General features: G+C 56.4%; 18 protein-coding genes. 3 read left to right on the forward strand and 15 right to left on the reverse strand.

Annotation, left to right across the window (positions count from 1 at the left end; all coding sequences use genetic code 11):
* The first annotated feature begins 68 nt into the window (after nt 1-68).
* Complete coding sequence (gene lexA / locus RBB47_RS18730) at nt 69-779, forward strand: transcriptional repressor LexA (RefSeq protein WP_305987401.1); 711 nt, start codon at nt 69-71, stop codon at nt 777-779.
* A 92-nt stretch (nt 780-871) separates the two neighbouring features.
* On the opposite strand, the gene RBB47_RS18735 is transcribed toward lexA, so the two are convergent.
* Nucleotides 872-3,106: a ComEC/Rec2 family competence protein gene (locus RBB47_RS18735; RefSeq protein WP_305987402.1), complete on the reverse strand. Its 2,235-nt coding sequence runs from the start codon at nt 3,104-3,106 to the stop codon at nt 872-874.
* A 280-nt stretch (nt 3,107-3,386) separates the two neighbouring features.
* On the opposite strand from RBB47_RS18735, the gene gltX reads away from it, so the two are divergent.
* Both gltX and gltA read left to right on the forward strand, forming a co-directional pair.
* Complete coding sequence (gltX, locus tag RBB47_RS18740; RefSeq protein WP_305987403.1) at nt 3,387-4,811, forward strand: glutamate--tRNA ligase; 1,425 nt, start codon at nt 3,387-3,389, stop codon at nt 4,809-4,811.
* Nucleotides 4,812-5,041: 230 nt separating this feature from the next.
* Nucleotides 5,042-6,334, forward strand: a complete 1,293-nt coding sequence (gltA, locus tag RBB47_RS18745; protein WP_305987404.1) for a citrate synthase — start codon at nt 5,042-5,044, stop codon at nt 6,332-6,334.
* A gap of 162 nt (nt 6,335-6,496) precedes the next feature.
* Here the strand turns inward: gltA and lpxB are convergent, their stop codons facing one another.
* From lpxB to rpsB, 14 genes are all read right to left on the reverse strand, one after another.
* Complete coding sequence (gene lpxB, locus RBB47_RS18750) at nt 6,497-7,684, reverse strand: lipid-A-disaccharide synthase (protein ID WP_305987405.1); 1,188 nt, start codon at nt 7,682-7,684, stop codon at nt 6,497-6,499.
* Nucleotides 7,681-8,565 carry an LpxI family protein gene (locus RBB47_RS18755; protein ID WP_305987406.1) on the reverse strand — a complete coding sequence of 295 codons (885 nt, stop codon included), beginning with the start codon at nt 8,563-8,565 and terminating at the stop codon, nt 7,681-7,683. The genes lpxB and RBB47_RS18755 overlap by 4 nt, the downstream gene beginning before the upstream one ends.
* A 16-nt stretch (nt 8,566-8,581) precedes the next feature.
* Entirely contained in the window at nt 8,582-9,367 is a 786-nt protein-coding gene (gene lpxA / locus RBB47_RS18760) for an acyl-ACP--UDP-N-acetylglucosamine O-acyltransferase (protein ID WP_305987407.1), read from the reverse strand.
* Nucleotides 9,368-9,373: 6 nt separating this feature from the next.
* The gene (fabZ, locus tag RBB47_RS18765) at nt 9,374-9,838 is read right to left on the reverse strand and encodes a 3-hydroxyacyl-ACP dehydratase FabZ (RefSeq protein WP_305987408.1); all 465 of its coding nucleotides are present in this window, start codon (nt 9,836-9,838) and stop codon (nt 9,374-9,376) included.
* 51 nt (nt 9,839-9,889) lie between these two features.
* The gene (gene lpxD, locus RBB47_RS18770) at nt 9,890-10,927 is read right to left on the reverse strand and encodes a UDP-3-O-(3-hydroxymyristoyl)glucosamine N-acyltransferase (RefSeq protein WP_305987409.1); all 1,038 of its coding nucleotides are present in this window, start codon (nt 10,925-10,927) and stop codon (nt 9,890-9,892) included.
* A gap of 79 nt (nt 10,928-11,006) precedes the next feature.
* On the reverse strand, nt 11,007-13,388 hold the full coding sequence (gene bamA, locus RBB47_RS18775; protein WP_305987410.1) for an outer membrane protein assembly factor BamA: 2,382 nt from the start codon (nt 13,386-13,388) through the stop codon (nt 11,007-11,009).
* Nucleotides 13,389-13,551: 163 nt separating this feature from the next.
* Nucleotides 13,552-14,694: an RIP metalloprotease RseP gene (gene rseP, locus RBB47_RS18780; protein WP_305987411.1), complete on the reverse strand. Its 1,143-nt coding sequence runs from the start codon at nt 14,692-14,694 to the stop codon at nt 13,552-13,554.
* A 106-nt stretch (nt 14,695-14,800) separates the two neighbouring features.
* Nucleotides 14,801-16,006, reverse strand: a complete 1,206-nt coding sequence (locus RBB47_RS18785; protein WP_305987412.1) for a 1-deoxy-D-xylulose-5-phosphate reductoisomerase — start codon at nt 16,004-16,006, stop codon at nt 14,801-14,803.
* Between the two features lie 16 nt (nt 16,007-16,022).
* On the reverse strand, nt 16,023-16,865 hold the full coding sequence (locus RBB47_RS18790; RefSeq protein ID WP_305987413.1) for a phosphatidate cytidylyltransferase: 843 nt from the start codon (nt 16,863-16,865) through the stop codon (nt 16,023-16,025).
* A gap of 15 nt (nt 16,866-16,880) precedes the next feature.
* Nucleotides 16,881-17,648: an isoprenyl transferase gene (locus RBB47_RS18795; protein WP_305987414.1), complete on the reverse strand. Its 768-nt coding sequence runs from the start codon at nt 17,646-17,648 to the stop codon at nt 16,881-16,883.
* 32 nt (nt 17,649-17,680) lie between these two features.
* A complete protein-coding gene (frr, locus tag RBB47_RS18800) occupies nt 17,681-18,244 on the reverse strand; it encodes a ribosome recycling factor (RefSeq protein WP_305987415.1) in 564 nt (187 codons plus the stop codon).
* Nucleotides 18,245-18,354: 110 nt separating this feature from the next.
* Nucleotides 18,355-19,074: a UMP kinase gene (gene pyrH / locus RBB47_RS18805; RefSeq protein WP_305987416.1), complete on the reverse strand. Its 720-nt coding sequence runs from the start codon at nt 19,072-19,074 to the stop codon at nt 18,355-18,357.
* 68 nt (nt 19,075-19,142) lie between these two features.
* Nucleotides 19,143-20,060: a translation elongation factor Ts gene (gene tsf / locus RBB47_RS18810; protein ID WP_305987417.1), complete on the reverse strand. Its 918-nt coding sequence runs from the start codon at nt 20,058-20,060 to the stop codon at nt 19,143-19,145.
* 142 nt (nt 20,061-20,202) lie between these two features.
* Nucleotides 20,203-21,096: a 30S ribosomal protein S2 gene (gene rpsB, locus RBB47_RS18815; RefSeq protein ID WP_305987418.1), complete on the reverse strand. Its 894-nt coding sequence runs from the start codon at nt 21,094-21,096 to the stop codon at nt 20,203-20,205.
* Nucleotides 21,097-21,217: the final 121 nt, after the last annotated feature.

A 21,217-nucleotide genomic window follows, 5' to 3' on the forward strand; every position in this document is an offset into this window, starting at 1 on the left:
ACACAATGGGAACAGGTAAATTGTTCTCGATTTGTACCCGTCTAGATTCGCGGTCAGGGGAAGCCGATATGCTTACGCGCAAGCAGTATGAACTGCTCATGTTCATTCACGAAAGACTGAAGGAAACTGGTGTTCCACCATCATTCGATGAAATGAAGGATGCCTTGGATTTGCGCTCCAAATCCGGCATTCACAGACTGATTACGGCACTGGAAGAGCGCGGCTTCATAAGACGTCTTCCCAATCGTGCCCGGGCAATGGAAGTTGTCAGGCTTCCTGAGTCGATCGCACCCGGACTTGGATCCCCGCGGCCGCGCGGAAGCTTCTCGCCCGAAGTGATCGAAGGGTCGCTTGGAAGACCGGAACCGGCGCGTCCTGATCCTGTCCCCACAGCAGCGGGAACCGAAATTCCGGTGATGGGCCGTATTGCGGCAGGTGTTCCGATCGAAGCCATTCAAACCCATAGCCATTCCATTACTGTACCGCAGGAATTGCTCGGGAAAGGCGAACACTACGCGCTTGAAGTGCGCGGCGATTCCATGATCGACGCAGGCATCCTGGATGGGGACACCGTTCTCATTCGGCGCACGGACAGCGCAGATAGCGGCGATATTGTCGTTGCGCTCGTCGACGAGGAAGAGGCAACTCTAAAACGCCTTCGCAAGAAGGGAGCCTCCATCGCACTCGAGGCTGCCAACCCTGCTTACGAAACAAGGATCTTCGGACCCGGGCGGGTGCGCGTGCAGGGTCGTCTTGTCGCTCTCTTCCGTCAGTACTGATCGATCACCGAGCCGAAGTGTTTCCATCTTCCGCTGAGGGGGTGTGCGCGACTATAAACACGGCGGAAGCTCTTTAATGTCCAGCAGGTGAATTACCTTAGATTTACGCGAGCGACCTCGCCCTTTTTGTGCCAAGGGCGGGGATTGGCACTGACGGCGAAGCGTATGTCATCCACTTTGATCGCCCTTGGCATCTCAGTGCCGTTTCGCAGGTAGATCCCGTCTGAGGCCACACTTCCTCCAGCCTGTCTTTCTTGTGACAGCCAGATCGAGACTGCGCCCCTTTTTCGACGCGTTGTCCGGTCAATGACGAGGTCGGCATCGCAACTTTCAAATACGACTAAATCGCTCACGATCAAATCGGCATACCTGCAGTCCATCCGCAGGGCATCCTGCGATCTCGGCAACGCTATGAAGTAGGGTACAGTGACCGCATTCTGTGCGACGCCACCTTCGCGGAAGGCATAAGCCCGGACAACACACCCCGTTTCGTCACACCTCACTTGAGGCGATTTCATCTTGTGCGATCTGATCGCACCTTCTTCAACACCCTCCGTCTGATACCAGATATCCGAAACGAATGATCTGCGTTGACCGACCCACCGCAACGTTCCATTGTCGTCTCGAGCGGCAATCCGGTTCCCTGAGGCGGCGATCTGAATATCCGGTGGCGGCGAGTTCAGAAGGAGCAATACCCCGATCAGCATCGGTCCAGTCGCGCTTAAACGCCACCAGCCACGCAACAGCAGCAAGGCGAGCAGTGCCGCGGAAAATGCAACCATTTCAAAGACCGTCACCCGGCCGATTGCACCAACTCCGTCGTCCAGTCCGGCGACAAAAGCAGCGATCCAGAGCAGCAGGTCAATTCCGTATTTCATGACGGTCAGCGGCAGGGCAGCCAAGCCGAATGGCATCAGGATCATGGCAAGAACGCCCATCGGCATGACCAGCAAACTGAAAATGGGCATGCCGAGAAAATTGCCCAGAAGTCCGAAAGGAGCGACGCGGCCAAAGTGATGAGCAGCGATGATGCCGGTCGCCAGCCCTGCGATCAAAGCCGTAATCAAGATCCCGGCTGCCCATTGAAAAGCCGACAAGGCTATCCGGTTGCTCATTCGAGCGCTTGGCCGCTTCAGTCGCGCAAACGGATCCAGCCGGTTCCGCCAGGTTTCATAGACAGCGACCAGACAGATGACCGCGGCAAAGGACATCTGAAACCCTGGGAAAAACAGCCTTTCAGGAGCGAGCACCAACAGTACGAGACCCGCAAGAGCGACGCTTCTAAGCGTCAATCCCCGACGCCCGACCAATATTGCGAGAAACACAAGCGCAATCATCAGGAACGACCGCTGGGTTGCGACCGAAGCTCCAGAAACAAGAAGGTAGAAAACAGCAGCAAAAAGGGCCGCGACGGCCGCAAATTTGTGGATAGGCCAGTTTAGGGACAAGGATGGAAAGAGGGCCATCAGAAACAGAGCTGCTGCGTAAGCGCCGCCGGCAAAGAGCGCCATGTGCAAACCCGATATCGCCAGGATATGGGCAAGTCCAGCAGCTCTGAGATTTTCTTCCTGTGTCTCGCTGATCCCGCTCCGGTCTCCGACAAGGAGTGCAACGATCAGCCCTGCTTCCTGCCCTTCTGGCAAACTTCTTGTAATTTTTTCCTTGAGATGTGACCGGAGCGACTGGAGCAATGCACTGCCGCGTATCTGAAGCGGGACTTCGCTTTGAGGAACAATTTGTGGCTGACCGAAACTGAAGCCGGTTGCACCGACCTGCGAGAAATAAGCACGAAGGGAGTAATCGTACCCTCCAGGCACAACAGGTCCGGCAGGCGGGAACAGGCGCGCACGAAGCTGAACCTCGTCTCCCACGCGCGCGTCTGTCGTCTGTGGTACCGAAACACGCACCTTCTTGGGAAATCGTGTTTCGCTCAGGGGACCATCGTTCACGGTATCAACCTTCAGGACAAGGCGCGTCCGGCCGACGCGATCCGACCGTTCGATGACATACCCGCTGAGGTTCACATTGATTTCTTCCGAGATACGGGGCGCATCGACAAAGGCAGTGCGCAGAGCCGCACAGGTAAGGCCCGCCCAAAAAGACAAGGCCAGCAGAGCAAACCGGCCAAGTCCGGCACGGTTTCTTGCAAAAAACGCGCACAGGACTGCAAAAGTAAGCACGGCGACGAGAAGCGGCCAGTAAGGTTCAGCCGGCAACGTGAAGTAAACCGCAATTCCGGAGGCGAACAAAAAGCTGACCCACAGAAGAGCCTGATGCTCCCAGACCGAGACATTGTCCGAGGTCTGCGACTTTTTTCCGGACTGCAAGATCGCTTGCCAGGTGGAACGGTACGATCTGCCCGTCTGTTCACTCCAAGTTCGGGGCGGTTCTATTATTCCTTTTTCGGAATCGGTGTTGGCCACCGCAATTTGGCGGTTTTTATCTTTTTGCAACGGGTCCTGCCCGGCCGCCAAACGTTGCCCTTTCATGCTGTCACAAGAAACGGAGCTGATCCTATTTTGCCCCGACCGTGCCTGTGCTAAGACCGCGCCACACATGGGCGCAGCCCGCGCCTCCAATCCAAAAGAGACTTTCAAATAAAGCACCATGACACAAGAGATCGTCACGCGCTTCGCCCCCTCGCCTACGGGATTCCTGCATATCGGAGGCGCTCGAACGGCGCTGTTCAACTGGCTGTTTGCCAAGCACAACAACGGGAAAATGCTGCTTCGTATCGAAGACACCGACCGTGCCCGGTCCACGCAGGAGGCTGTCGACGCGTTGATAGACGGCCTCACCTGGCTGGGACTTGATTGGGATGGTGAGCCGATTTCGCAGTTTTCCCGCGTTGACAGGCACAGGGAAGCCGTTGAGCAGATGCTGGCCAGCGGTACGGCTTACCGATGCTACTGCACACCGGAAGAAGTCGACGCGATGCGTGAAAAAGCGCGTGCCGAAGGACGTCCGCCCCGCTATGACGGCACGTGGCGCGACCGGGACCCTTCAGAAGCGCCTGAAGGCGTGACGCCGGTCGTCAGGCTCAGGGCACCGCAAGAAGGCGAAACCGTTGTCGATGACATGGTCCAGGGGCGCGTGGTCATTCCCAACAAAGATCTTGATGATCTTGTGCTTCTTCGCTCAGACGGCACGCCGACTTATATGCTGGCCGTCGTCGTTGACGATCACGACATGGGTGTCACTCACATTATTCGTGGCGTCGATCATCTGACCAATGCCGCAAGACAAACCCTCATTTTCCAGGCTCTCGGATGGACAGTCCCCGAGATGGCCCACATCCCGCTGATACACGGCCCGGATGGCGCCAAACTGTCCAAGCGTCATGGGGCTACCGGCGCGGAGGCCTATCGCGAGTTGGGGTATTTGCCGCAGGCAATGCGCAACTACCTCGCCCGTCTCGGTTGGAGCCATGGCGATGAAGAGATCATGTCCCTGGACGACATGATCAAATGGTTCGGCATGGATGCAGTCGGTCAGTCTGCCGCCCGATTTGATTTCAAGAAATTGGAAAACCTCAACGGGCACTACATGCGTGCAACCGGAGACGATGAGCTGCTGGAGCACTGGAAAGTCTATCTTCGGCATGCAGATGGCGGCGAGCCGGTTCTGGCCTGGATGTCGGAAGCTCACAATGAGCAAACCGCGTTGACGGCTCTTCCCGGACTTAAGGAGCGCGCCAAGACCCTGGTCGAGCTGACGGAAAGCGCCTCTTATCTCTGGAGATCACGGCCTCTGGACCTTGACGAGAAGGCTCAAAAGATCCTCAACGAAGAAGCCAGAACAATCCTGAACGATCTTCACAGTGTTCTCGCCTCAGCACCGGATTGGTCGTCCGAGACCTTGGAATCGGCCGTCAAATCTTACGCTGAGGAAAGAGAACTGAAGCTCGGAAAGGTCGCTCAACCGCTCCGGGCTGCCCTAACGGGACGTGGCACTTCGCCTGGAATTTATGATGTTTTGATTGCTCTTGGCGGTGACGAGTCTCTCGCGCGCATTCAAGATCAGGCAAAATAAGGGTTTCTTGCGGAGCTCCTGTTTCCATTAAAAGGATTGAAAAGGAGCATGCCCTCCCAGGTGCGGCCAGCCTTTGACCAAAGCGTTAGGCCCGCCAGCTTGCGGCACTGCAATAAATGGGCTACGCAAGACCCGAAAATTTCTCACGTGCCGTCCGGCCCAGGCTCCGCTGGTGGAATTGCGAGGTCTGCAGCGGACGGCGCATCAGGATAAAACAAAGGGGTTTCTGTATGGCCGACAACAACGCCAATCTCAACGTCGGTGGCGCCGACCACGATTTCGACGTTCTTGACGGGTCCATCGGACCGTCGGTCGTGAACATCTCGTCCTTATACAAGGACACCGGCATGTTCACCTATGATCCGGGCTTCACGTCCACTGCTTCCTGCGAATCCAAGATCACCTATATCGACGGTGACGAGGGCACTCTGCTTTATCGCGGCTATCCGATCGAGCAGCTCGCCGACCACGGAGACTTTCTCGAGTCCTGCTACCTGCTTCTTTACGGCGAACTGCCGACAAAGGCTCAGAAAGATGATTTCGTTCAGCGTGTGACGTATCACACGATGATCCACGAGCAGATGAACCGCTTTTTCTCCGGTTTCCGTCGTGATGCACACCCGATGGCGATCATGGTCGGAACCGTCGGCGCACTGTCGGCTTTTTACCACGACTCCACGGACATCACCGATCCCCACCAGCGTATGGTGGCTTCGCTGCGCATGATCGCGAAAATGCCGACCATCGCGGCAATGGCCTACAAGTATCACGTCGGCCAGCCCTTTGTTTATCCGCGCAACGACCTCGGATATGCGGCCAACTTCCTGCATATGTGCTTTGCTGTTCCCTGCGAGGAGTACAAGGTCAATCCGGTTCTGGCACGCGCCATGGACCGGATTTTCATTTTGCATGCCGATCACGAGCAAAACGCTTCCACATCCACGGTGCGTCTTGCCGGCTCGTCCGGCGCAAACCCCTTCGCCTGTATCGCTGCCGGTATTGCATGTCTTTGGGGTCCAGCACATGGCGGCGCGAACGAAGCGGCGCTGAATATGCTCTCCGAGATCGGCTCCGTGGACAACATTCCGGAATACATCGAGCGCGCCAAGGACAAGGATGACCCGTTCCGGCTGATGGGCTTCGGGCACCGGGTTTACAAGAACTACGACCCGCGTGCGCGCATCATGCAGAAGACAACCCACGAAGTTCTGGGCGAACTCGGTATCAAGGACGATCCGCTTCTTGACGTCGCAATCGAGCTGGAAAAAATTGCGCTGAACGATGAGTACTTCGTCGACAAGAAGCTCTATCCGAATATCGACTTCTATTCCGGTATCACGCTGCGCGCACTTGGGTTCCCGACCACGATGTTCACCGTTCTGTTCGCGCTCGCGCGGACGGTTGGCTGGATCGCGCAGTGGAAGGAAATGGTCGAAGATCCGTCCCAGCGGATCGGACGTCCGCGTCAGCTTTATACGGGCTCGACCAAGCGGGATTACATTCCGATCGATCAGCGCCGCTAACGGTTCGCTGAGAGATTTCAAGACTGTTCAAAGAGTGACGATGCTCCCGTGAAAACGGGAGCATTTTTTTGGTCTTCACGATCGAATTAAAGTCAATCTGCTGGAAGGGTCAGCTTCGGAAGACGAGCAACCTTGCGACGGTCTTGTCGGACCTGTGACAAACTAAGTGTCTGCAGTCTTGAGGACTTTCAGGACGACATCCGCAGCAGCATCTCTTTGGCTGTGTCCATCCGGCAAGCGCATGACATCGTCGAGGCGCGACAAATCAGAAAGCTGAAGCCGCCGTTCCTCGCTGTCAGACAAGAGATTGACGAGGTGTCCTGCAAGAACGTCCGGCTGAACCTCATCATCCAGAAACTCCGGAATTGCTTTCTTGCCAAGAATGATATTCGGCAAGACAAAAGAGTCCACGCTCGCAAATTTGAAAACGCGATTGAGTTCCTTGATCCTCCGGAAAAACCAGTCGACCTTGTAGGCGACGACCATCGGAACTCCGGACAGGGAGAGCTCAAGTGAAACGGTCCCCGATGCGGCAAGTGCCGCGTGCGCCTTGCGAAACGCGGCATGCTTGGCGTCAAGTCCCGTGACAATCTCTGTCTCGCCCGGCCAAGTGGCGACCCCGTCCCGGATCCGGCCTTCCAGATGGCTGACGGCTGGCAGAACGACCCTGATTTCGGGCAAATCCTTTTTGACTTGAGCTATCGTCTCGCCGAACACGTCCAACAGTCGGTCGATTTCGCTCCGCCGGCTGCCCGGCAAAACGAGCAGTACCTTGTCGTCTTCATCGACAGGCTTGCGCTCGCCCGCCACCGGGCGTAATGCGTCGGCGTTCTCACTCAGAGGGTGACCCACATAATGCGTTGTTGGCCCGCCAAGCTTCCGATGCACATCCGGTTCAAATGGCAAAAGCGCAAGCAACTCATCGACATAGGCACTCATTTTCCGCGCCCTGCCCGGCCGCCATGCCCAAACGGAAGGTGAGACATAGCCGACAATCGGAATGTGAGGAGCGCGCTTGCGGACCCGCTTGGCAACATTGTGTGTGAAATCGGGGCTGTCGATGATGACCAGAACGGCCGGATTGGCGGCGACAGTTGCGTCAACTGTCTGGTAGACACGCCGGACAATCAGCGGCAAGCGGGCCAGAACAGCACTGATCCCCATGACGGATACATCCGACATTTCAAAGAAACTGGTGAGACCAAGAGACGTCATCCTCTCTCCGCCAACACCGCAGTATCGCACCCCTTCACCCAGTCTTGCATTCAGGGCCTTCATCAGCTCTGAACCCAGCAGATCCCCGGACTCTTCGCCAGCGACCAGACAGATGGTCGGCATTTCGCCGCTCATTCTTCGAAGGCTCCAGACATCTTGGTGCGATCAATTCCGATAACGTAAAGACCAGCCTCATCGGCTTTTCGAAGCGTGCCATCCTTGTCGGCAATCAACGCGCCATGGGCCTCAACAGCAATCCCGGAAAGACCTGCAGAAACGGCCAGTTCAATCGTTTTCGGCCCCACAGTCGGCAGGTCAACACGCAGGTCCTGGGTCGGCTTTGCAGTTTTCACCAGGACGCCCGCCCGGCCCTTGGCTCTGACGCGGCCGATCCGCTTCAACTCGGCGCATCGCTCCAGCATCGCATCTGTTCCCTCCGCGCCTTCCAGAGCGACAACGCGGCCTCCCACGGCGACGGCGGCTTGTCCGATATCCAGTTCGCCGAGTTTTTCTGTTGCCTTGAGGGCAAGCTCAAGGTCACGCCAATCGTTCTTCTTGGGCTGAACCCGGCCCAAAACGCCGCTCGATGCCAGCAATTGCGGCGCCACGTCTTTGATACCCACGACGCGAAACCCCTCGTCTTCAAAAAGCCGGATGACCTTGGTCAGCAGGCTGTCGTCACCACCCGCGAGCGCCCGAATGATGGTCGGTAGCCGCTTCAATGTACCAAAGTCTGAAAAGAACGACGCGAAATCCGGCCGCCGGGACACGCCACCGATCAGGAGCACATCCTTGCATCCGGTTTTTTTCAAGAAACCATACAGCCGGCCGATCTCGCCCCAGCCTAACTCCGCGCTTGCCCGTTGTCTGGTGGCAGCCTCCGCTTCGCCCTTGATGGCCACGATCTTGAAGTCACGTCCTGCACCGGCAAGCGCATCGGCGATCTGACCCGGCAAGCTGCCGTTTCCTGCGATCAACGCAAGACGCCGGGCATTTGGACCAACCGCACTGCTCATGGCTTCATTCGTCTTGTCATGGGGTACAGAAGCGCCGGTCTTCCTTTTCAAGAATGAAATCGGTGACGGTCTTCACGAGGGGCTGGTCCGTGTTGGCGGCGGCAACAGCTTCCGCCCTGCTACGCAGCGTCCCGTCTTCACTTTCAAACAGTTCGCGGTAGGCCGCCCGCAAAGCATGGATCTGTTCCCGAGGCAGTCCCTTGCGTTTCAACCCGACGAGATTGAGCCCAGCCAGTCGGGCCCTGTCACCGATCACCGATCCAAAGGGAATGACGTCAAACTCCACTCCGGTCATTCCGCCGACAATTGCGCCGGTTCCAATGCGTGACCATTGCCGCACGGCGCTCAAACCGCCCAGAATGACAAAGTCATCCAGCTCCACATGCCCGGCAAGCGTCGCGTTGTTCGCCAGAATCGCGTTGTTTCCAACCTGGCAATCGTGCCCGACGTGGGAGCCCATCATGAACAGGCAGTTGTCGCCGACGCGCGTTACACCGCCGCCGCCTTCTGTCCCTGGATTCATGGTGACATGTTCGCGGATTTGATTGTTGGCGCCAACTTCCAGCCGCGTCAATTCACCGGCAAATTTCAGATCTTGCGGCTTGTGCCCGATGCTGGCGAAGGGAAAGATATGCGTTCCAGGCCCGATACTTGTGTGACCGGCGACAACGACATGCGCCTCGAGAGTTACCCCGTCGGCGAGAGTAACGTTCGGTCCCACGATTGAATACGGACCGACACGTGTGCCTTCGCCGATAACGGCCCCGTTTTCAACGATGGCCGTTGGATGAATGTCTGTCATTTGCCCTCACGCATCTACCAGCATGGCACTGACTTCCGCTTCCGCAACCTTGGAACCGTCAACCAATGCAACAGCGTCGAATTTCCATATATTTGCACGCTGCTTGATTTTCTTGACGTGAAAATGGACTTGATCACCGGGCTCCACAGGTTTCCGGAACTTTGCCTTGTCGATTGTCATGAAATAGACGAGCTGCGGTGGAGCATCATCACCTCTGGCATGAACGCACAACGCACCGGCGGTCTGTGCCATGGCCTCAATGAGCAGCACCCCCGGAAAAATCGGTCTTTCAGGAAAATGGCCCTGAAAATGTGGCTCATTGACGGTGACGTTTTTGATACCGATACAGCTGTTATCTCCGTCCATCTCGATGATTTTGTCGATAAGCAAAAAAGGATACCGGTGCGGCAGAAGCTTCATGATTTTCATGATGTCTGCGCTTGCGAGTGTCTTGTTCTCTGCTTCTTCCATGAAGTGCCCCTCGGCGGATTGGCTCCGTAAAGTTCAAATTCAGCGACCCGTTTACGTGTCGTTGCCCCGTTCTGCAAGTTTTCTGACCGCGGCGACTTCCCTAAACCACTGCTTCACCGGCTTCGCCGGTGCGCCTCCATACCGGCCTCCCGGCTCCAGGTCTGTGCCGACAACGCTGACAGCGGCAACCTGTGCACCCATGCCGATCGTGACATGACCGCGCACACCCGTTTGCCCCCCGATCGCTACAAAGTCTTCCAGCGTACAGCTTCCCGACAAGCCGACTTGAGACACCAGAACACAGTGCCTCCCAATGACCACGTTGTGGCCAATCTGTACCTGATTGTCGATCTTGGTGCCTTCGCCGATAACCGTATCGCGATTTGCGCCACGATCGATTGTCGTATTGGCGCCGATCTCCACGTCATCCTGAATCACAACACGCCCGACCTGCGGAACTTTCAGATGCCCTTCGGGACCCATGGCATAGCCGAAGCCGTCCTGACCACAACAAACACCTGGGTGTAATGCCACCCTGTTGCCAAGGATGGAGTGCTGCACAGTGCAATTCTGACCGATGACGCAGTCCCGGCCGATTTTGACGCCTCTGCCGATTACGGCATTTGCTCTTATGACGGTGCCGGATCCAATCTCTGCATCCGCACCTATCACGGCACCGGGTTCAACCGTCACGTTGTCTTCCAGCGACGCGGCTGGATCCACGCTGGCACGCTCGGAAACACCACTCACCAAAGGATCTTTGGGCGCCATCGCTTCGGGATAGAGTTTCGCAAGTACCTTCGCCCAGGAACGATAAGCATCGCTACAAACAAGGACAGCGACGTTGTCAGGCACCTTCTTCTGGTGTCTCTTGCCGACCAGACAGGCTGCAGCACCAGTCGCTTCAAGCTGCGACAGATAGGCTGTGTTATCGAAAAAAACCAACGCTCCGGCGCCAGCTTCCTCAAGGGGCGCGACCGCCGTGATTTCCAGGTCTTCATCGCCGCGAACGATTTCGGCATCCGCCCAGGATGCAATCTGCTGCAAGGAAACCGCGGTGGGATTTCCGAAAAACTTTGGCTCGGACATGACGTCTTCCTTCTTGCCAGCCAACAAAAAAGGCCGCCGTGGAGACCGGCGGCCGTTTTCTATCTCAAATGACCGCTAATCAGAAGCGGGTACCGCCACTCAACCGGAAGATCTGGGTCTTGTCAGAGTCATCCTTCACGATCGGATAGGCAACATCTGCGCGAATTGGACCGAACGGCGATTGCCAGCGGATCCCTGCACCAACGGAGGCACGAACGGAGAACTCGTTGGAGTCGATCGACCCGCCGTTGTTTTCCACGAGGTTTACCAGATCACTGTCGGCGTCCCAGAGCGAACCGGCATCAGCAAACACAGCCGCGCCCAGACCGAACTCTTTCGGAATGATCGGGAACGGGAAGCGTGTTTCGGCCGTTGCTGCGAAGTAGAACCGACCGCCGATGGCATCTTCGGTCGCAGCGTCGCGCGGACCAATACCCTGGTTCTCAAAGCCGCGGACAAGCGTGCCGCCGAGCATGAATTGTTCGGACACCCTCAGGCGCTCGTCACCGATTGCAGTGATGTTACCACCGCGGAGTTCAAGCGCGCCAACCACACCATAGTCGGCGAGGATTTCCTTGTAGGCCCGCGCCTGTGCTTCGGTCTTGATGTAGTAGCTGTCACCACCCAGGCCGGCAAATTCCTGGCCGAACGAGGCAAAGATACCGTCAGTAGGATTGTTGTTCCGATCAAGCGTGTTGTAGCGCAGGTCATAACCAACAAGCGATGTCAGATACGTGCCAAGCGAGTCACAGATCGCGAGCGAAAGGTTTGAGGTGTTACAGTTGTTGATGCCTGTCGACTGATCATCCGGGTCGGAGTTGTCTTCCGAGAAGATGTTGTAGAACAGACGCAATGTCAGCTCGTCTTCCCTCAGCGGAAGAATGAAACCGATGCCACCACCCGTCTTGTCCTGGTCGAAGGACCGGTAGTCATTGGCATTTTCAATCCGGCGATAGACATCAAGATCCAGCGCAACGCGGCGGCCCATGAAGAATGGCTCAACGAACCGGAACTCATAAGACTGAGTGTCTGCACCGCCACCGACTGCAATCCGGACAAACTGTCCGCGGCCGAGGAAGTTTTTCTCGGTAAGAGAGATATCGCCGATGATACCGTCCACGGTCGAGTAACCGACACCGAAGGAGATTTCACCGGTCGGTCTTTCTTCAACGCGAACATTCACGATCACACGATCAGGTGCACTACCCTGCTGGGTCGTGACAGAAACCTTCTCGAAAAATCCGAGATTGCGGATACGGCGCTCTGCCTTGTCGACCAGCGCGCGGTTGAAGGCATCCCCTTCAACGATGTCGAACTCACGCCGGATAACGTATTCACGTGTCCGGTCGTTGCCGATCACATTGATGCGTTCGATATAGGCCCGCGGACCTTCTTCAATGTAGTAGATCAGCGAAATCGTGTTGTCGTCGTAGTTCCGGGCTCCACGCGGGCGAACACGGGCAAAGGCATAACCTTCCTCCGACACGCGCAGGGTAATGTCCTCGACCGTTTGCTCGATACGGAGCGCATTGAATGTCTGGCCGCTGCGGGTACGTACCAGCCGTTGCAGATCATTCGGATCGACCTCGGCGATTGTGGAGACGACTTCCACGTCGCTGATTTCGTATTTCTCACCCTCATCAACCGTGAAGGTCACGTAGAAGATGTTCTGCTCACGGTCCAGATCTGCACTCACAGAGACAATGCGGAAATCCGCATAGCCTTTTCTGTTGTAGTACTGGCGCAGAAGCTCTTCGTCGGCTGCAAGACGGTCCGGATCGTAGGTATCGGTGCTCCGGATAAAGCTGAGCAGGCCGCTTTCGCGGGTCCGGATCACGTCACGCAAACGCCCGTCGCTGAATGCACTGTTGCCGATGAAACTGATACGTTCGACACCGGTCTTGGCACCTTCATTGATTTCGAAAACCAGATCGACGCGGTTCTGCCCGCGATCAATGATCTTCGGCTCGACGGACGCGCCAAAGCGTCCGGAGCGGCGATAGGCTTCAAGAATGTTCTGAACGTCGGACTGCACTTTCGCGCGAGAAAGCGTTGACCGCGGCTGAGACCGGACAGCTGTTTCCAGCGCGTTGTCCTTGATCTTGCGATTGCCTTCGAAAGACACCCGGTTGATGATCGGGTTCTCGGAGACCGTTACGACGACAGTGTTGCCACGCGGGGTGATTTCAACAGTGGCAAACAGGCCCGTCGCATAGAGAGCTTTGAGCGATTCATCAACATCGAAAGCGGTGTAGGAACGGCCCGGGACGATCGTCATGTAACTAATGACGGTTTCATCCTCAATCCTGGTGTTCCCCTGCACCTGAATGCTTCTGGCAACTGCCGCTTCAGCAACACTCACCAAGGACGAAAGCCCTAGGGATTGCGGCACTGCCGATCCGAGGGAAAGTAGGAAAGCCGCCAAAAACACGACTCGTGTAAGTTTCTGCAATCGCTGCATTATCGCGCTATGCCTTTTTTTAATACCCCATCCGAAAATCAGCAGTCACCCCAGGCAGATTCTCGGAACCGACGAACGTTTTATAGGTTTTTGCCGATAACGCAACTGCACTTCGAGGCCGAAAGCGATTTAGTCTGAAGACGTTGCGTCTATGTCACGGCTGTCAGGAATCGTTGGTCACTAATCGCAAGATATCCCTCCAAGTTACGAAAACCATCAGCATAAGTACCAAGCCCAACCCGATGCGAAAACCGACGTCCTGAACGCGCTCGCTCAAGGGCTTGCCACGCAACGCCTCTGCGGCAAAAAACACCAGATGTCCGCCATCAAGAATTGGAATCGGAGCCAGATTGATCAGCCCGATGCTGACAGAAAGCACCGCTGCAAGCGAAATCAGCGGAATGATACCGTGCTCGGCAACCTTTCCTGAGATTTCAGCAACGCGGATCGGTCCCCCGAGCTGATCGGCCGATTGGCGCTGGGTGATGATCCCCCAGATGTAGCTGACCGTGCCGTCCATGATCCGATAGGTTTCCTTGACGCCCTCCCCGATGGCATCGATCGGACCATATTTGATACGGACGATGTTTGCCGGATCCGCGCTTCCGCGCAATCCGATGTCGCCCGCCATCTGCTGTTCTCCGAAGAAGACTTCCTTCTTCTTGTAGTCCGGCGTCACGTCCAGGGTGACAAGGTCGCCGCCGCGCTCGACTTCAAACACCAGAGGCACATTTCCGTTCATCAAAACGATTTGGCGAAGCTCACCGAAAGTGTGAATTTCGCGGCCATCAATTTCCTTGATCAGGTCACCGGCAACAATTCCGCCACGGTCCGCCGCACCGCCGGGAAACACCTCTTCGACAACGGGAAGAAGTCCCTGCTTGCCGGCTGAGCCAAAAAGCGCTGCGAAAATGACGATGGCGAGAAGAAAGTTGGCAATCGGCCCTGCCGCAACGATTGCAGCGCGCTGCCAGACAGGCTTGGCAATGAAGGCAGTCTTGCGCTCTTCTTCACTCATTTGGGCGATCAGTTCGCGGCTTGGAACGCTGGCAGCATTTTCATCGCCGGCGAATTTTACATATCCGCCGAGCGGGATCATGCAAAGCTTCCAGCGGGTGCCCCTCTTGTCGTACCACCCGAAAATTTCGCGGCCGAACCCGACCGCAAACGCATCCACTTTGACATTACACCAGCGCGCAACTGCAAAGTGACCGAGCTCATGGAAGAACACCACCACTGTCAGAACAAACAGGAACGGAATAATGGTTCCAACAATGAGGGAATAAGCGGAAACGAGTAATTCCATTGAGGGGCCCGATCTGACGCAACTTGGGGACTTATCGCAGAACTCTATTAATAGAAGAATTACGGCGCGTTAATGGTCGATGACATTTTTTCCAACGGCTTCAAGGTCATGACCGGTGAGACTTAATCCATTCTAGTGTCTTTTCCCTGGCTTCCATATCCAGGGCGACCACGTCATCAACACTTTTCAGCGATCCAAGACGGTTCGCGGATGAAAGATGGTCCAGAACCGCCTCAATTGCGGCGGGGATATCCAGGAATCCAATTTGCTTGGAAAGAAACGCCTGAACCGCGATCTCATCGGCCGCATTCAGGGCCGCCGGTGCGGCACCGCCCGCCTTCATCGCGTCGAGTGCGAGCCGAAGCGCCTTGAAGCGGTCTAGATCGGGCGCATCGAAGGACAAGGTTCCGATTTCAGCAAGGTTCAACTTCTTGACGGGTGCTTCCATCCGCCTTGGATAAGCAAGACAATGGGCGATCGGTGTCCGCATATCCGGACTGCCAAGCTGCGCCAGTACCGAGCCGTCTTTATACTGCACCAGACCGTGGACCACTGATTGCGGATGAACAAGAACGTCCAGTTGATCATGTGAAACCGGAAAAAGGTGAGAAGCTTCAATGACTTCAAAGCCTTTGTTCATCATGGTTGCACTATCGATTGTAATGCGGGCGCCCATGTCCCAGTTCGGATGCTTCAAAGCCTGCTCTGGAGTGACTTCAGCCATGTCCGTCTTGCTCATGGTTCTGAAGGGGCCGCCGGATGCCGTCAGGATGACTTTCTCAATCTGATCAGCCTGGGACGTTTCGAACACCTGAAAGATGGCGTTGTGTTCGCTGTCGACCGGAAGAAGCTCGGTTCCTGTTTCATCAACCTTCGCCATGAAGAGATCACCGGCACAGACCAAGCACTCCTTATTGGCAAGCGCAAGACGTCTGCCCGCCTTGAGAGCATTGAAGGTCGGTCTCAGGCCGGCAGCACCAACAATCGCGCCGACAACGAGATCTGAGTCCCGTTCAACCGCATCCATCACCGCATTGTGACCGGACGCCGCTTCGATGTCCGCTCCACTCAGACGGTCCCTAAGCTCCTGATGCCGGTCTTCTTGAGCCAAGACGGCAGTTGACGCATTCAATCGCCTGGCCATGTCCGCCAGCGCGTCCGCGTTCTGATTGGCCACCAGGGCAACGACTTCGAAACGCTCCGGATGACGCTCGATCAAATCGGCCAGGCTTTGTCCAATCGATCCGGTTGCGCCCAGAACGGTTATCCTGATTGGAGTCTGCACATCTGCAAAATCGGCCGCAGCCGCCATTGGTAGCTCTCCAGATTTAGTTCAGTCCCAAGCCGGCAATCGGGTCCTCGAGCGGACCGCCGAGTATCAGGCCAACACAAACAGCAAAAATGGCTGCAGCGACCAATCCGTCCACACGGTCCATGATGCCTCCGTGCCCGGGAATGAGGCGACTAGAATCCTTTACATCGAACCTGCGCTTTATCGCCGATTCCAACAGGTCCCCCGCCTGAGACACGATTGACAGGACAATGGCCAGAACGACCCAGGCAAAGATGTCCGTTGCGCCGCCCAAGACAACGACCGCTGCGCCACACAGCGTCGCACATACCAGACCGCCAATGGCACCTGACCAGGTTTTTTTGGGGGAGACGCGCTGCCATAGCTTCGGTCCACCCAGTGCGCGGCCGACAAAATAAGCAAAAATATCAGTCGCCCAGACCACGAAGATAAGAAAGAAAGTGAACAGCAGTCCGTTTGTACCGTCTCGCACGGCAAGGAGCGCAAAAAGCGCAAGTCCGCTGTAAAGCACCCCCTCCGCGCCCCAGCGCCCTGCCCGACTGAGACCGCTGAACACAAGCGTGGCCAATGCACCTGCAAAAAGGGCAAGCAAACCGGCAAGCGGCAGCTCGGCAAATTCAAGAACCGCGAGGACGACAAGCGTTGCCAAGCTTATCAAAGTCGGAACCAGCGCCTCGCGGGTCCCGGTAATGGTGAGCCACTCCCAGAGGAAAAGCGTCGCCGCCACCAGCATAAGCAGTGCGTAACCTGTGCCGCCCAAATAGGTGATCAACAAGACAATCGGTCCGAGGATCACTGCGGAGATCAGCCTCAGGCCGAGATTGGTCGTCTTTTTGCTGGTCGGTCCGGTATCTGCCATTACGAGGATCGGGCCTCAAAGAGCGTTGGCATCGAGCCCGCCGTATCGCCGTTGTCTGTTTTCGTAGTCGAGCAGCGCCTTGTCGAAGGCAGCTTCATCAAAATCGGGCCAATTCACATCGCAGAAGTAGAACTCCGAATAGGCGGCCTGCCACAGCAGAAAATTGGACAAGCGCAATTCTCCACTTGTGCGGATGATCAGATCCGGATCCGGAAGCCCGCCTGTATCAAGCGACTGCGAAAAGGCCGTTTCGGAGATCTCCTCAAGACGCATGTCGCCTTCAAGAACACTTTGGGCGAGATGCTGGGCGGCGCGAACAATTTCCGCGCGGGCGCCATAGTTGAAAGCAACGACGAGGTCCAACCCGGTGTTGTGCCGGGTCAGATCCTCTGCTTCCTCAAGCAGCTTCAAGATACCCGGCTCAAGATCGCTTCTGCCGCCGACGATGCGAATACGAATGTTGGCTTCGTGAAGTTCGCTGAGATCACGCTGTACAAAACGCCGGAGGAGCCCCATCAGAAACGAGACTTCTGTTTCCGGACGATTCCAGTTTTCAGAAGAAAAACTATAGATCGTTATGACTTCTATGCCGACCTTGCCGGCATGGCGGATGATCTTGCGAAGTGCCTCCAGGCCTTGTCGGTGCCCTTCTGTTCTGGGCAGGCCGCGCGCGGTCGCCCAACGCCCATTGCCGTCCATGATCAAGGCAACGTGGCGTGGCAACCTGGTGCTGGAACCTTCCTCGGCAGTCGTTTGCGGATTCGGGTTCGGGCTGACACTCATATATTCCCCCAACGCACTGGTCCGGTACCGGTTCAGACCTGTGAAATCTCTTGCTCTTTCTTTTCAAGCATGCTGTCAACTTCACCAATCATCTGATCGGTCAGTTTCTGCACTTCGTCGGAGGCCAGGCGGCTGTCATCCTGGGAGATCTCGCCGTCTTTTTCGGCTTTCTTGGCATCATCCATGCCGTCCCTGCGCACATGACGGATCGCCACCTTTGCCTGTTCGGCATATTTGTGCGCAACCTTGATCAGTTCCTGGCGGCGCTCCTGATTCAACTCAGGAATGGGAAGGCGCAGAAGCTGTCCGTCAACAACCGGATTGAGGCCCAGGTTTGATTCGCGAATTGCTTTTTCAACAGCGGCAACCATGGACTTGTCCCAGACCTGCACCGCGACCATGCGCGGTTCAGGAACCGAAACCGTACCGACCTGGTTGATCGGCATTGCCTGTCCATAGGCATCCACGGAAATCGGGTCCAGCATAGACGCGGACGCGCGGCCAGTCCGCAGACCGGCAAAGTCGGTTTTCAGAACCGAAAGAGCTCCCTGCATTCGGCGCTTTAAATCGTCCAGATCGACACCTTCTACCGACATTTCATCCTCACTCTTGTTTTGTGCTTGGCTAAAAAGAGTCTCAGCGGGCGCAAACATGGCACAAACACGCTGAAACACAAGGGCTGTAAATAAGATCGGACTTAAAAGTTTCAGTCACCCACGACTGTGTAAGTTCCTGTTTCCTGAAGCACACTCACCAAAGCACCCGGAGTATGAATTGAAAATACAATAACGGGAATGGAGTTGTCCCGTGCAAGGGCGATCGCAGTCGTGTCCATGACTTTCAGATTGCGGGTGATGACTTCCTCATAGCCCAGCATCTGGTAGCGCTCCGCTTCGGGGTTCACCTTGGGATCTTCCGAATAAACGCCATCAACCTGCGTTCCTTTCAGAAACGCATCACACTTCATTTCAGCAGCACGCAAGGCTGCTCCGCTGTCTGTCGTGAAGAACGGATTACCGGTACCACCGGCGAAAATGATGACGTCGCCGTCTTCCATATAGCGGTCTGCAACACGCTGCGAGAATGTTTCGCATATCGAGGGTACGGCGACGGCCGACAAGACACGTGCATTGACCTTTAGCCGGCGCAAGGCATCGGCAAGCGTCAGGCTGTTCATGATCGTCGCCAGCATGCCCATGTGGTCGCCGGTGACGCGGTTCCCACCTTTGGCAGCAACGGCAACGCCGCGGAAAATGTTACCGCCCCCAACGACGACGCCGACCTGGGCACCGAGTGCCACAGCGTCAGCGATTTCCTTTGCGATCCTTTGCACAATGGCCGGGTCGATTCCAAAAGCCTGGGAGCCCATCAGGGCCTCGCCGGACAGTTTCAGAAGGATCCGTTTCCAACGCAAAGAATTCGTCATGTGTACACCCGTTTTAGAATTGTCTTTCTAAAAAAAAAGCGCCGGACTTACCGGCGCTTTCTTTGAGCTTACTGGCCCGTGGCTGCCGCCACTTCCGCGGCGAAGTCCTGCTCTTCTTTCTCGACCCCCTCGCCTAGTGCGAAGCGGACGAAACCGGAAAGCTTGACTTCGGTACCGAGGTCCTTTGCAAGCGCCTCTACAGCCTGCTCAACCGTCTGGTCCGGGTTGATCACGAAGGCTTGTTTCTCGAGGGTAACTTCCTCGTAGAATTTGCGCAAACGGCCTTCCACCATTTTCTCAATGATGTTCTCCGGCTTGCCGGATTCACGCGCCTGCTCGGAGAACACAGCCTTTTCGCGTTCAACAACAGCCTGATCCAGCTCAGCGACGTTCAGCGCAAGCGGGCTGGTTGCAGCAACATGCATCGCAATCTGGCGGCCCAGAGCGTTCAGCTTGTCCTTGTCGCCGGACGATTCCAGCGCAACGAGAACACCGATTTTGCCAAGACCATCAGAAACGGCACCGTGAACATAGGTGGCAACAACACCGTTATCCGCAGCCAGAAGCGCGGAACGGCGCAGCGTCATGTTCTCACCGATCGTGGCGATCGCGTCGGTAATGGCGTCGGAAACCGGCTTGCCGCCAAGATCGGCTGCGGCCACGGCTTCAACGGAACCGTCGGTTCCGATTGCGGCATTGGCGATTTTCGCAACCAGTTCCTGGAAGCCTTCGTTTCTGGCGACAAAATCAGTTTCGGAGTTCAGCTCGATCACGGCAGCCTTGCTACCGTCGGATGCCACACCAACCAGGCCTTCAGCCGCAACGCGGCCAGCCTTCTTGGCGGCTTTCGCCAAACCTTTGGTGCGCAGCCAGTCAACTGCTGCTTCCATATCACCGCCGGATTCGTTCAGGGCGGTTTTGCAGTCCATCATGCCAGCGCCGGATTTCTCGCGGAGCTCTTTTACCATCGCAGCGGTAATGCTCATCGATTGCCTCGTGGATGGGGGTTTCAGATGAGACACGGTTTAGCCGATGGCTATCCGCGCCTTTATGACGGGACTGCAACAAATTGCAGCCCGTCGTGCGAATTCAACATAAAACTGCCGCAAGAAGACGCGGCAGCTGTTTTTAGGCTTCAGCCGCGACCGGCTCAGTTTTGGCTGCAGCTTCTTCAGCAGCCGGAGCCTCTTCAGCAGGTGCCTCTTCAGCAGGAGCTTCCTCGGCAACCGGTGCTTCTTCAGCGGCCGGCGCTTCTTCAGCGGCAGCTTCAACCAAAGCTTCCTCGACCGGAGCTTCCTCAGATTCGCCAATGTCCATGCCGGCAGCACCCTGAGCACGGGAAATGCCGTCAATGGCAGAACGGGCGATCAGGTCGCAGTATAGCGAAATCGCGCGGCCCGCATCGTCGTTACCCGGCACCGGATAGGTGATGCCATCCGGATTGGAGTTGGAATCGAGGATGGCAGCGACCGGGATACCCAGACGGCGCGCTTCCTGAATGGCAATGGCTTCACGGTTGGTATCGATCACGAAGATCAGGTCCGGGATGCCACCCATATCCTTGATACCGCCGAGGTTGCGCTCGAGTTTCTCGCGCTCACGGTCCATGAACAGGCGCTCTTTTTTCGTCAGAGCGTTGGCCGCATCGGAAGAAAGGGTTTCTTCCAGCTTGCGCAGGCGTTGGATCGACTGGGAAATCGTCTTCCAGTTGGTCAGCATGCCACCGAGCCAGCGTGCATTGACAAAATACTGGGCCGAATTGCGTGCAGAAGACGCAACAGCTTCCTGCGCCTGACGCTTGGTACCGACGATCAGAACGCGGCCGCCACCGGCAACGGTGTCGGAAACCGCTTTAAGAGCCTGATGAAGCAGCGGAACGGTCTGAGACAGATCCATGATGTGAACATCATTGCGCACACCAAAGATGTACTGACCCATGCGCGGGTTCCAACGGTGTTTCTGGTGACCAAAGTGAACGCCGGCTTCGAGCAGCTGACGCATGGTGAAATCGGGCAATGCCATGGCCCTTAATCTCCTGAGTTTTCCGGTTTAACCTCCGCAAGAGGAGTATGTGCCGCTGGATCGCTCCAGTCGGCCACCGGATGGACCCCGATAAGCTCAGGTTCCGCCCCTTGCGTGTGGA

The sequence above is a fragment of the Roseibium sp. MMSF_3544 genome (assembly GCF_030732845.1).
Taxonomy (GTDB): Bacteria; Pseudomonadota; Alphaproteobacteria; order Rhizobiales; family Stappiaceae; genus Roseibium.